At 70.4% G+C, this 12,381-nt stretch carries 11 protein-coding genes; 4 read left to right on the top strand and 7 right to left on the bottom strand.

Going from position 1 to position 12,381, the window contains the following annotated elements; translation table 11 throughout:
• Positions 1-719, top strand: a 719-nt coding sequence (locus tag D7Y11_RS20470) for an iron-containing alcohol dehydrogenase (protein WP_233607342.1), incomplete at its 5' end; no start/stop codon positions are given.
• 10 nt (positions 720-729) lie between these two features.
• Positions 730-1,365, top strand: a complete 636-nt coding sequence (gene nth, locus D7Y11_RS20465) for an endonuclease III (protein ID WP_120580159.1) — start codon at positions 730-732, stop codon at positions 1,363-1,365.
• Between the two features lie 4 nt (positions 1,366-1,369).
• On the opposite strand, the gene D7Y11_RS20460 is transcribed toward nth, so the two are convergent.
• From D7Y11_RS20460 to D7Y11_RS43360, 5 genes are all read right to left on the bottom strand, one after another.
• Complete coding sequence (locus D7Y11_RS20460; protein WP_147452232.1) at positions 1,370-2,128, bottom strand: hypothetical protein; 759 nt, start codon at positions 2,126-2,128, stop codon at positions 1,370-1,372.
• 141 nt (positions 2,129-2,269) lie between these two features.
• Positions 2,270-2,620 carry a hypothetical protein gene (locus D7Y11_RS20455; protein ID WP_199733927.1) on the bottom strand — a complete coding sequence of 117 codons (351 nt, stop codon included), beginning with the start codon at positions 2,618-2,620 and terminating at the stop codon, positions 2,270-2,272.
• A gap of 131 nt (positions 2,621-2,751) precedes the next feature.
• Entirely contained in the window at positions 2,752-3,702 is a 951-nt protein-coding gene (locus D7Y11_RS20450) for a DUF1152 domain-containing protein (RefSeq protein ID WP_126934542.1), read from the bottom strand.
• A 10-nt stretch (positions 3,703-3,712) separates the two neighbouring features.
• The gene (locus D7Y11_RS20445; RefSeq protein WP_126934541.1) at positions 3,713-4,819 is read right to left on the bottom strand and encodes a hypothetical protein; all 1,107 of its coding nucleotides are present in this window, start codon (positions 4,817-4,819) and stop codon (positions 3,713-3,715) included.
• The gene (locus D7Y11_RS43360; protein WP_158641969.1) at positions 4,806-5,747 is read right to left on the bottom strand and encodes a hypothetical protein; all 942 of its coding nucleotides are present in this window, start codon (positions 5,745-5,747) and stop codon (positions 4,806-4,808) included. The genes D7Y11_RS20445 and D7Y11_RS43360 overlap by 14 nt, the downstream gene beginning before the upstream one ends.
• Before the next feature lie 125 nt (positions 5,748-5,872).
• Between D7Y11_RS43360 and D7Y11_RS20435 the strand changes: the two genes are divergently transcribed.
• Both D7Y11_RS20435 and D7Y11_RS20430 read left to right on the top strand, forming a co-directional pair.
• Positions 5,873-7,537, top strand: coding sequence for a M14 family zinc carboxypeptidase (locus D7Y11_RS20435; protein WP_120580154.1), 1,665 nt, complete (start codon positions 5,873-5,875; stop codon positions 7,535-7,537).
• 126 nt (positions 7,538-7,663) lie between these two features.
• Positions 7,664-10,438 carry a CHAT domain-containing protein gene (locus D7Y11_RS20430; protein WP_126934540.1) on the top strand — a complete coding sequence of 925 codons (2,775 nt, stop codon included), beginning with the start codon at positions 7,664-7,666 and terminating at the stop codon, positions 10,436-10,438.
• A 12-nt stretch (positions 10,439-10,450) separates the two neighbouring features.
• Here the strand turns inward: D7Y11_RS20430 and D7Y11_RS20425 are convergent, their stop codons facing one another.
• Positions 10,451-11,344: a hypothetical protein gene (locus tag D7Y11_RS20425; protein WP_126934539.1), complete on the bottom strand. Its 894-nt coding sequence runs from the start codon at positions 11,342-11,344 to the stop codon at positions 10,451-10,453.
• Positions 11,341-12,153: a cupin-like domain-containing protein gene (locus D7Y11_RS20420; protein ID WP_121752144.1), complete on the bottom strand. Its 813-nt coding sequence runs from the start codon at positions 12,151-12,153 to the stop codon at positions 11,341-11,343. Before D7Y11_RS20420 ends, D7Y11_RS20425 begins: the two co-directional genes overlap by 4 nt.
• Positions 12,154-12,381 lie beyond the last annotated feature (228 nt).

The raw sequence follows: 12,381 nt of genomic DNA, 5'->3' as shown, positions 1-12,381 counted from the left end.
CCGAGCCGTTCGTCATGGCGACGATGCGCAACCTCCCGGACCCGCACCCCGTCTACAAGCTGCTGCGTCGCCATTTCCGCTACACGCTCGCCATCAACGATGGCGCCCGGAAGGGCCTGCTCGCGGCCGGCGGCCTGGACGCGCTGTCGCAACTCATCGAACCGTTCCTGTCCATCCGCGCCCAGCCGCTCACGGACGCGCTCGCACGTGAAGGCATGCAGCGTTCAGCGCGCTCCCTGCGCAAGGCGGTGCTGCATGGCCCAGGTCCGGCGGAGCGCGAGGACCTGGCCATCGCCAGCCTCTTCGGCGGCCTGTGCCTCGCCAACTCAGGCCTGGGCGCGGTGCACGGCTTCGCGGCACCTTTGGGCGGGATGCTCGGCGCGGCCCATGGCGCGCTGTGCGCCGCGCTGCTCGGGGCCACGCTGGAGCTGAACCTGGAGGCGCTGCGCTCGCGTGCTCCGGACCACCCCGCCCTGCCCCGATTCCGCGAGCTGGCGGTGCTGCTCACCGGCCAGTCCAACGCCCGCGCCGAGGACGGCATCCTCTGGGTGAAGGACCTGGTCCACGCCGTGCGCATCCGGGGCCTGCGCGACATGGGCCTCACCGACGCGGCCATCCCTGAACTTGTCACCAAGGCCCGCGCCGCCAGCAGCATGAAGGGCAATCCGCTCCCGCTCACGGACGCGGAGTTGACGGCGCTCGTCGAACGGTCGATGTGAGGACCCACCCATGAAACCCGCCGCCCTCGTCCCCGTGGTGCTCGAACGTCTGCGTGAGAAGTATCCCGACGCGAAGTACGAGCTGAACTGGAACACGCCCTTCGAACTGCTGGTGGCCACCATCCTGGCCGCGCAGTGCACCGACGAGCGCGTCAACCGCGTCACCGCCGAGCTGTGGAAGAAGTACGACGGCCCCCAGGCGCTCGCGGACGCGGACACCGCGGAGCTGGAAGAGGACCTCAAGCCCACCGGCTTCTTCAAGCAGAAGACCAAGACGGTGCAGGCCATGAGCCGCGCGCTGCTGGACGCCCACAAGGGCGAGGTGCCCGACCGCATGGAGGACCTGGTGGAGCTGCCCGGCGTGGCGCGCAAGACGGCCAACGTCGTGCTCAACACCGCCTTCCAGCAGGCTTCCGGCATCATCGTGGACACGCACGTGGCCCGCGTCAGCCAGCGCCTGGGCCTGACGAAGCAGGAGAAGCCGGAGGCCATCGAGACGGACCTGATGAAGCGGGTGCCCAAGGACGACTGGACCTTCTTCGGCCCCGCCGTGGTGCTGCACGGCCGCTACACCTGCGTGGCCAAGAAGCCCAAGTGCTCGGAGTGCCTCCTCAACGACGTGTGCCCCAAGCTGGGCGTGGCCTGAGCCCTCACATGTGCGCGAGCACCACCAGCGTCAACACCCAGTCCAGCCCGGCCTGGAGGAAGTAGTAGGTGGAGCCGTCCAGCGAGGTGCCGAACCCGGTGCCCAGGTGGCCCAGGGGGCCCGCGAAGAACTTCATGCCCACCTCGGCGCCCAGGTTGATGGGGGTGCGCCGCGAGGCCGAGTCATCAATGTACGGGCCCACCAGCGCCCGGGCATAGGGCGCGAACCAGTTCGTCACGAAGTGCTGGTAGCCCACGGTGGCGTTCAGCGACACCCGCTTCGGGTCCATGCTGATGTTGGCGCCCAGCGTCAGCCGGCGGGCCTTGAGCCCCATGGGCTGCACGTTCACATCAATCGCCAGGCCCATGCCGCCGTCGAACGGGACGCGCCAGCCGAACGCGAACTCCGTCGTCGACTTGTCGATGGACAGCGCCTCGTAACGGAAGTGCGCCGCACCCGCCACGTCCCCGCGCGCGTCCTCGAGGTCCGCGAGCGCCAGCGTGGCCTCCTCCGAGTCCTCCTCATACGCCTTGCGCAGCGGAGACTCCGCGCCGTCCAGGTCGCCCCGAGACAGCCGGTCCTTGCCCTGCGACAGGCAGGCGGACGTGGAGCCCATCGCGCACGCGAGCCCCAGGGCCCGGTCCGCCTCCTCCGTCCGGTTGTCCACCTGGAGCTGCTTCGCCCAGGTCTCGCAGGCCCAGGCGCTCCCGCCGTCGCACTTCTCCTCCAACGTGGGGGCGCGCGTCGCCTCGTGCGTCGTCACGCACGCCACCGTCAGCAGGCACGGCAACAGGCACGACACGCGTAGAAGGGACTGAAGGGGACCACGGAGGGCTGGGGCCACAACCATGGTCCACATTCAAACACACCGCCGGGCCGCGGCGTGTCCGGCGCGTTGCGTCTTTCAGCGTTCTTCCAGCGGCCCTTCCCCGTCGTTGATGACGCCCGGGTTGCGGCCGATGTCCGGCCCGTCCCCGCTCCGCTCGTCGGCCTTCTGTTCCTCGGAAGTCGTGTCACCCGAGCCGCCCACGCCTTCCCGGAAACCGTCGGCGGCTTCGCGGCTGGACTCGCGGATGCTCTCCGCGGCCCGGCTGGCTCCATGTTGGACGTCCTTGGCGGCCTCGCCTACCTCCTGCCCGGCCTGTCGGGCGTTCTCGTTGACGGCCTGCTGCTGGCGCTCATTGCACCCCGCAGTGAAGCTCACCGTTCCAATCACACCCAGCACGACGAGCCCGTTGAAGTGGCGTGTCCACATGGTCGTCTCCCCGAGGGTCCCGGCCCTCTGGGGTGAAACGTAGGCACGCCCGCTTCCGGGCGGAGTCCCGCTTCCCCGCTCGGAAGGCCCCAAGGCGCCGCTTGCCTGTCAGCCCCCGGCCGCCCGGGCCGCTAGACGGGAATGTCCTCCCACGGCTTCGTGGGGTGCCGGGCGCGGAAGGTCTCGATGCAGGCTGACACCTCCCAGCTCGCGGTCGTATCCCGCAGCTGGTCCAGGTACAGGCAGCGCCGGGCGACGGCGTCCAGGTCGAAGGCCCAGTACATGCTCATCAGCGGGTTGATGAACAGCTTGCTGCCCTGCGTCCGCGACGTGCGGTGCTGGTCGCCGTAGTCCCCGTCGATGGCGCCCACCACCGACAGCGACACGATGCTCGGGCGCCGGGCCATCTCCTCGGAGGAGAACATGACCGCCTCGCGGTAGCGGTCCACCTCCGGCATCCCTGGCAGCAGCGCGGTGACGCCCAGGTAGGCCCCGCGCCGGCTCAGGTCCGCGACAGCTTCCAGGTAGTGCGCGTGACAGATGCCGTGGAACGCATCCACGCCGAAGCCCAGGCAGACGATGAGCTTGTCCCGCAGCGTCAGCGAATCCACCGCCGCCAGACTGGAGATGTCCTCCTCCGGTGTGCCCAGCCCGGCCTCGTCCCCGCGCATGAGGATGTCCGTGCCGCCATCCACCAGCACCACCGTGTCGAAGCCCAGCTCCTTCTGCAATGCGACCCAGGCCGCGCTCAACGGCGCGACCCCGACCTTGTCGAAGCAGTAGATGGAGACGGACTCGCCTCGCGCCTGGAACCATCGGGCGAGCACGCCTTCCGGGAAGTAGTGCGCCGGCCCCTGTGTCTCCGCGCGGACCTCCATCAGACCCGGGGCCACGACGCGTCCATCCACGCGGTCCAGGACCGTGAAGCTCAGGTTCGCCAACGACACGCGCTTGCCCATCGCGCGCAGCCGGAAATACAGCGGCAGGCCGCAGTAGATGTCGAAGCCGCCTCCCGCGCCCGCGAGGAGCACGTGATCCGCACGCTGGAGCCGTTCGAACAGCGGGGATGTGGTCAGGTCCATGGCGCGGCCCTCAGTCCGCCGTCTCTTCATCCGAAGGCGTCGGTGTCTGAGGGAATTCCTCTTCGGGCTCGTAGGCGTCGCTCTCGTCCATCCCCGTCTCATCCTCGGCGGGTTCGGCGCTGGGCGCTTCCTCTTCCGTCGTCTCCTCTTCGGGGTCGAAGGCATCGCGCGCGTCCAGCGGCGGCCATCCCTCACGGGGGGCGTGGACGTTCGCGGGCTTGTCGAACCGCAGACGGACCGGCGCCTTCTCCGGCTTCGACTCGCATCCCCGCGCATCGAGGAACACGTCCAGCGCGACCACCTCGTCCCAACGCTGGCTATCCGAGAGGTCGACCCTTTCGGTGAAGGTCTTTGTCGCCCCGGGTGCCAGGCTGTGCATGCTCAGGTTGTTCGCCAACACGGAGGCCCTGTCCTCGCTCACGTCCTCGTCCGTTCCATACCCCTGGACGCAAACCTGGGCATTGATGCGCCGCCTGCTCACGTTCTTCAGCGTGTATCGGAGTTGGTACTCGTCGCCTTCGCCTCCCTGCCACAGCTTGAGGCCGGACAGCTCCATTTCTCCCGGCTCCAGTCTTCCTGGCCGTCGGGGGGCCGGCGCGTCCGCGGAGGCGGGCTCTCCCGTGGCACGCAGTCGCAACGGCTCGCTGGCCGCCTGGAAGTCGGCCCCCTCGCAGCGCCCCCCCTTGACCGTGTACAGCAGCACCGTCAGGACCGAATCCCAGTTCTCCTGCGGCAGGTAGACGTTGTCGTTGAAGACGTCGTCCGTGCCGCCCTTCACGGTGATGCTTCCCAGGTTCCGCTCGTAGGTGACGAAGCCCATCTCGTCGAGCAGCGCCAGGCAGGACTCCCCACGTCCCTGCGCCGCCCCGGGGTTGGTGAGCGTGTACGTGACGTTCACGAAGTACGGGTTCCGCTTGAGCGTCACGCCGGAGAACTTCAGCGGCTTCGCCACCTTCGCCACCGGCTTCGTTTCCGGGCCCCCCGCCTGGGCCGTGGCCACCACGCCCGCGTCCACCGGCGCGCTCGCCTGGGGCTGTTCCTTCTTGCACCCGGACACCCCCGCGCCGCACAGGAGCAGCACGCACAGGATCCGCACCGGCCAATCACTCCGCATCATGATGAACCTCTTCGCTGCCGGCCTTCTCCGGGAGGGGGACGGGATGGCCCGGGCCGCCTGCCCCTTCCGACATCACGCAGCCATAGGGGCCCACGAAGAAGCGCAGCACCGTCGCCTCCTCCCAGTGTCTGGCGCGATGAAAGGCGACGGGGGCCGTCTGGGTCGACGAAGCCTTCGGGGCCAGATCGAACTCCCCGACCTCGACCTCTTCCAAAGCGGGTGAGCCCTCTTGCGCGTAGGCCCGCAGGCATCCCGCCCCCGAGGCCCGGTGGTCACTCACGTTCTTCACCGTGAAGGTGAGGGAGGGGCCCTCCGGAGTCCCGGCCTGGTGCAGTTGGAGGCCGGACACCTCGAAGTCCTCCGCCAGCGACGCCGGGGGTGGATCGGGCAGCGGTAGGTCCGCGGGCGCGGGGGCTCCCGTCGGGAGCATCCGGAAGGGCTCACTGGCAGGCTTGATGGGCGTGTCGGAGCAGTAGTCGTTGGCCGCCGTCGTGAAGAGCCTCAAGGAGCGGACCTGGTTCCACTTCAGGTCGTCCACGTACACCCGGTCCTCGAACGTGTCCTCCAACCCGCCCTTCACGGTGATGCTCCCCAGCCCCCCGACCTCGATGGCCAGCTCATGTGCGTCGAGCAGCATCAGGCACACCTTCTCGCGCGCCTGCGCCGTGCCTGGGTTGGTGAGCGTGTAGGTCACGGTCACTCTGCCGTCTTCCGCGCGCTGGAGCCCCACGTTCGAGAAGCGCAGCGGCTTCCCCCCGTTCGCCACCGTCCCCGCGTCCACGCCCCGGGTGCCCGCGTCCACCACGGCCACGGCCGCCACGCCGGCGTCCACCGTCGCGGGCTGCTCCTTCTTGCAGCCGGCGCCAGACAGCGCCGCGGCGCCCGCCAACAACACGCCCCAGACGTGCCGCTGATCACTGCGCATCATGAGGCCCCCTCCACTGCACAATTTCGTCGGGGTTTCATATGGGACACCGCCACGGCGCGGCAAGACGGCCCCCTATCGCGCGTGCTTGACGCGGCAGGGCCGGAGCGCTCGGATGCGCGGCACCTATGCCCACTCCCAAGCTGCTCACCCGCGCGGAAGCCACCGACTACCAGGAAACGTCCCGCAGCGCCGACGTGGTCGCCTTCGTCGACGCCCTGTGTGCCCAGACGAAGCTCGCCAAGCGCGTGGACTTCGGCCAGAGCGGTGAAGGTCAGCCGCTCATGGCGCTCATCCTCAGCGACCGCAACTGCTTCACGCCGGAGCTGGCGAACAAGCAGAAGAAGATCATCGTGATGGTGGAGGCCAACATCCACGCCGGCGAGGTGGAGGGCAAGGAGACCCTCCAGGCGCTCGCGCGGGACCTCACGCTCACGTCGCTGGGCAAGAAGCTGTTGGACCGGCTGTGCCTCGTGTTCGTCCCCAACTTCAACCCGGACGGCAATGATCGCATCAGCAAGGGCAACCGCGCGTTGGATTTGAAGAACCTGGAGGGCCAGGTCAACCCGCCCGGTGGCGTGGGCATGCGCTACACGGGCGAGGGCTGGAACCTCAACCGCGACAACATGAAGCAGGAGGCGCCGGAGACGCGCGCCATGGCGAAGCTGTACCAGACGTGGTGGCCGCACCTGTTCGTGGACTGCCACACCACCGACGGCAGCATCCACGGCTTCGACCTCACCTTCGACATCCCGCACGGCAACGCGGACCTCATGCACATGTCGCGGGACTTCAACCGCGAGCTGGCCGAGCGCGTGTCCGCCGCCGTGAAGAAGAAGCACGGCTTCGACAGCTTCTGGTACGGCAACTTCCTCAAGGAAGGCGACCCGACCTCCGGCTGGCACACCTACCCCGCGCTGCCCCGCTTCGGCAGCCACTACCGGGGCCTGCTGGGCCGGCTGGACGTGCTGCTGGAGACCTACAGCTACATCGACTTCCCCCGCCGCTGCGCCGTCATCCGCGCGTGGGTGCTGGAGCTCATCCGCGACGCCGCCCGCTACGCGAAGGACTACCGCACCGCCACGTCCTTCGAGGAGGCCACCATCATCGCGCGCGGCAAGTCCCCCGACGCGAAGGAATGGGTGGGCATCAACTTCGGCGTCGCCCAGCGCGACGCGGAAGGGGCGCTGGTGTTCGACTACCCGGCCTACGTGCTGGGCAAGGACATCGCGGCCATCAACTCCTTCGACGAGGCCAGCATCCAGGCGCGCCGCTACCCGGGCAAGCGCAAGAAGGTCTACAAGACGCCGCACTACCGCACCTTCGTGCCCACGCAGTCGGTGAGCACGCCGTCCGCGTACCTGGTGCCCGCGTCGCTCGCGTCCCGGCTGGAAGGCCACGGCATCCGCTTCGAGAAGCTGGCCAAGGCGCAGCGCTTCCAGGTGGACAGCTACCGCATCGCCCGCCGCGAGCAGACCTTCAGCCCGGACGTCGCCGCCAACGTGCCGCCCCCTGGCCAGGACGAAGTCCCCTTGAGCCAGAAGCCCAAGCCGGTGCGCTTCGAGACCATCCTCACCGTGGCCCCCGAGCGCTCCGAGCGCGAGTTCCCCGCCGGCACCCTCAAGGTCCCCACCGACCAGCGCACTGGCACGCTCATCACCTACCTGCTGGAGCCGCACTCGGACGACGGCTTCTGCCGCTGGCAGTTCCTGGATGACAGCCTCACGGTGGGCGAGCTGTACCCCATCCACCGCGTCGTGGAGGCCACCCGTCCCCCCCTGAAGGTGGAGTAGGCGTCACACCTCCGGACACCTCCTCGCCCCCGGGTCTGTCATGCCCGGGGGCATTGGCCGTAGACTGGGCCCCGCAGGACCCGCGGAGATGGTGCGGGGGCACGCGGGAGGCCCCGGATGGCTGGCATGCGGCAAACGCCCCGAGGCACGCGCCTTCCGGGGCGCACAGGCGTGGCGCGCGTCTGGGGACTCGTGGCCCTGGCGCTCTGCATGGCGCTGGGCTTCGTCGCCGTGCGCGGCTGGAAACAGCGAGGCGCCGGGCCGGAGACGCCCGCGCTGTGGCTCTCGGACGCGGCCCACCGTCCCCTGGAAGTACGGCTGAGCCTCCCCGCCGCGGACGTGTACCGCCCCCATGCGCCCCCGCGGGGACGAGATGTGCTGGCCCCGCCGGTGCCCCTGGGCGCGCTGTCCAGCCTGGAGGAGCGCGGCGACGCGCACGGCGTGGGCGTCAGCTACCTGCTGCATGGCGACACGGAGCAGGGGCTCGCGTACCTGAAGCGCGCGTCGCCCTCGCTGGACCGCGACAGTGACCTGGCCGCCGTCGCCATCCTGCGCGGCCACTCCGACGAAGCCCTGACCCTGCTGGACGCCACGCTGGAGGCCATGCCCGAGCACCCGCAGGCGCGATGGAACCGCGCCGTGGTGGCGCGCGAGCTGGGGTTGACGCTCCTCTCCGCCACGGCGTTCGAAGCGGTGGCCGCGAAGGGCGAGCCCGGCTGGAGCGACGAGGCGCGCGAGCAGGCGCGGACGCTGCGCGCCCGGTTCCAGGCCCGGGCGGATGCATGGAAGGCCACGCGCGAGGCCTTCCACGCCCGGCTGCGCTCGCCCCAGGCGCCCCTGCCGGTGGAGGCCGCGGCCCGCTTCCCGGGCATGGCGCGCGAGTCGTTCTACGAGCTGCTGGCCACGTCGGAGAGTTCCGCTCAGGTGGAGGCCCTGCTGCCGCTCGCGGAGGTGCTGGACCACGCGGCCGGCGGGGGCACCGTGCTGGAGGACACCGTGCGGCGGCTGGCGGTGCAGGACTTCGCGCGCCGGGCGCCGCTCGCGCGGGAGTACGCGAAGCTGGTTCAAGACACGCACCCCACCCCCGCGAGCCTCATCGAACGGCTGCGCCAGGAGCCCACGGCGAAGGACCTGCTCCTGGGCGCGCTGCTGCGGACGCCGGGCGTGGCGCGCACGCACGAGGAACTGCGCGCCCTGACGGTGGGCGAGACGGATCCCTGGATCCTCTCGCGCGTGGAGCAGGAGGGCGCGCGGCTGGACGACCTGTCGGGCCAGGGGACGCAGGCCGGGGACCGGTTGCGGGAAGCGCTGGGCGAGTGCCGCGCGAAGAAGCTGCCCCTGCGCTGCGTGGATCTGCTCATCCGGTTGAGCAGCCGCGCGACCGCGTCGAACCGGCTGGTGGAAGGCGAGGAGTCCGCGAGGGCCGCGTGGCAGGAGGCCGCCGCGCTGGGCGAATGGGAACGCGAGGGACAGGCGCTGGTGATGCTGGCCAACGCGACGCGCTTCCAGGTGCGGGTGGCGCTCTCACGCGCCTATCTCACCGAGTCCCTGGCCCGTCAGCCCGACAACTGCGTGGCGCGCACGCAGGCGCACCGCAACCTGGCCTCGCTGGCGCTGATGCGCTTCCGTCCTCAGGAGGCGCGGCAGGAGATGGAGGAGTCGCTGGCGTGCGGCCAGACGCCCGGGCTCCAGGGCGCGTGGATCCTCGCGGACCTGGCGCGGCTGGCGCCCCGTCCGTCCGACGAGGCACTCCTGATGGCGGAGCTGGCACGGGTGAGTCCGCTTCGCGAGAACGCGGGCCGGCGCGTGCTGGCCACGCTCATCCGGGGACGCTTCGCGGTGGACCGCGACTGGCGCGAGGGCCAGCGGGTGCTGCGGCAGACCATCGCGGAGGCGGAGCCGCTCCTGCGGGTGAACGCGGATGCGCGCGACGCCAGGGCGGTGGCCTTCCAGACGCTCGCGGTGAGCGCGGGCCACGCCGGGGCCTTCCGGGAGGCCATGGACGTGGTGGCCGAAAGCCTCCAGGTGCCCGTGCCGGAGGGCTGCGTGCTGGCTGCGGCGGTGGAGGCGGAGCGCACCGTGACAGTGGTGCGCGGTCCACGCGGCCAGGTGCAGGGCCACTATGACGCATCGCGCACGGTGCCCCTGCGCGATGACCTGACGGGGTTGGTGCCCGGCGAGCTGGTGGAGTTGCTGCGCGACTGTCCCCGCGTGGCGGTGTTGGCCGCGCCGCCCCTGGACAGCCGCGCGGGCATCCTGCCGGTGGAGCTGGCCTGGAGCTACCGGGTCAGCACGGGCGCGCACGCGTCGTCACCCGCGAAGCCGCCCCTGCACGTCGTGGTATCGGATGTGGAGCCGCCCCTGACGCTGAAGCTGGCGCGGCTGCCCTCGGCGGCGGACTTGGACCTGGCGGGTGCGCAGCGGCTCCTGCGGCTCAAGGGCGCACAGGCCACGCCCGAGCGCGTGCTGGAGGCGATGGAGCAGGCCACGGACATCGACATCCACGCGCACGGAATGGTGGACCGCGCGCTGTCGGACGCCACGGTCATCGCGCTGTCGCCGCAGCAGGACGGCCGCTACGCGCTCACAGCGGAGGAGCTGCGCCGTCGGCATCTGCACGGCGCCCCCCTGGTGGTGCTGGGCGCATGCAGCGCGGCCCGCCTCCCGCCCATCCTGCATGAGACGTCATCGCTGCCGCAGGCGTTCGTCGCCTCGGGAGCGAGGGCCGTCTTCGCTGCCACGGCGGAGATCCCCAACGACGCGGGCGCGTTCTTCCGCGCGGTGCGCGAGCGCATCCAGTCCGGAGAAGAGCCCTCCCAGGCGCTGCGAGCCGAGCGCCTCGACTGGCACAAGAAGCAACCCAACATGCACTGGGTGGACAAGGTGCTGCTGTATCAGTAGCGCCCGCGGCCCTCAGTCGCGAGGAGGCAGCGGCGAAGGCTGGGGCTCCGCGTCGGCGTCCCAGGTCACGTTCGGCTCCGGCAGCGCGAAGGCCTCGAATGAGACAGCGACGCCGCCCCCGGGAGCGCTGAAGCCGTACCACCAACCCACCGGCAGCAGCAGGCACTCTCCCGGCGACAGCGTCACGTCCAGGCGCAGGGGTGCGTCGTCAGGCTCCGGCGACGCCAGGGCCATCCGCCGCAACTCGAAGGCCGGAACGAGCTGGAGCCGCCGCTCCCCATGCACCTGCGCCAGCAGCACGTTGCGCCGCGCCGCGCGCAGGGGCACTTCCGCGCCGGGCGGCTCCCACCACAGGCGGGGCTCGCACGCACGAGCGTCCTCCGCCGTGAAGCCCCGAAGCGGCGTCAGCCCCCGGGCCAGGCGTTCCAGCCGCGAGTCCTCGAACAGGGGCACGCAGCACGCGTGCCTCGCCTCGCGCTCGCCCAACAGCGAGGCCACGTTCCCGGGGCTCCAGGCCTCCGGCTCCAACGACGCGCGCCATTCCGTCCGTAGCACCACGGGCAGGTTGTCGAAGTAGTAGCGCTCGAAGAACGCGGCGGGCGTCAGCGCGGCATGACGGTCCACGCGCGGCGGTCCATCCGTCTGCTGGAACAGCTCCGCGTACACGTCCAGCAGCCCCTCCAGCTTCCGCTGCATGCCCACCGCGCGCAGCGCGCCCGCGACGAAGGGCTCCTCCTGCTCCACCTCCACCGCCCGCCGCGCCTGCTCCGCCGACACCCCGGCCTTCTCCAGCGACGCCACCAACTCCTTCGGCGACGCACCGCGCACCAGGTTCTCCACCAGCCACCGCCGCCACTCGGGTGTCAGCGGCGAGGTCCCCGCCTCCACTTCACGCGAAGCTCTCATCGGTGCTCCTCCGGAGGCGTGGCGCCCAGCCAGCCCTCCCGCCAGCAGGTGTTCATCCCAGGTGTCTCTTCGAAGCTCACGAACGTCACCGACAGGCTCGGCTCCACTGCCCGCAGCGCGTGCCACCACCCCACCGGGATGAAGAGCGTGTCCCCCGGCCCCACCTCCACCGTGTGCAATGCCACCCGGGCGAAGTCCGGGAAGCGCTCCAGGTCCGGCGCCAGCACGTCCACCGCGCTGTAGAAGCCGCGCACGTTGGACATCCACGGCGTCTCCCACGACGGCGCCAGCCACACCTGCTTGCGTCCCCACACCTGGCAGAACAGGACGTTGAGATGATCATGATGCAGGTTGGACAGCGTCCCCGCCGGCCCCAGCCACAGGTGCACGCGGTCGGGCCCATGCAGGTCCGGATGGATGTAACCCTCCGGCGCACGCAGGTCCTCCAGCAGCGGCCGGAACGCGTCACGCAACAGCAGGCTGTTCCGAGCCACCAGATACATGTCGTTCGCCGGCGCACCGTCGAACCGCGTCAGCAATTCCCGCAGCGGCACGTCCCGGCGCAGGCGGTCCGCATGCAGGTCCGGCAGCTCCTGCGCATCGCGCCCCGCCATCACCTCCACCGTCTCGTCACCGAAACGCTCGGCCATCCACCCGGGCGTCCACCGCGTTCGCGCCGGCCAGTCCTCCATCAAGCCTTCAATGACAACCGGCCGGTTGCGCCGGTAGTAATCCGTGAAGAATTCCGCTGGCGCCAGCCGGGACCGCCGCTCCACGCGCGACGCGGGCAATGCCTGCCGTCGCGACACCGACCGTGTCTCCAGCAGTGATTCAAGCAATCCCAGACGTGTCGTGAATTCACGCGCCCGCATCACCGCCGGATGTATCTCCGCGGCCCGAATCGTTTCCCAGACAACCTCTGGCGCGATTCCAGCCGTCTCCAGACGGGCCACGAGGCTCTCGGAAGACACCCCACGCGCAAGGTTCTCCGCGAGCCACGTTCTCCATACAGGGGGGAGGGAAGACGTCATCGCCAG

This window comes from Corallococcus sp. AB018 (assembly GCF_003986945.1).
GTDB classification, from domain to species: domain Bacteria; phylum Myxococcota; class Myxococcia; order Myxococcales; family Myxococcaceae; genus Corallococcus; species Corallococcus exiguus.
This window is presented reverse-complemented; position numbering and strand designations above follow the sequence as displayed.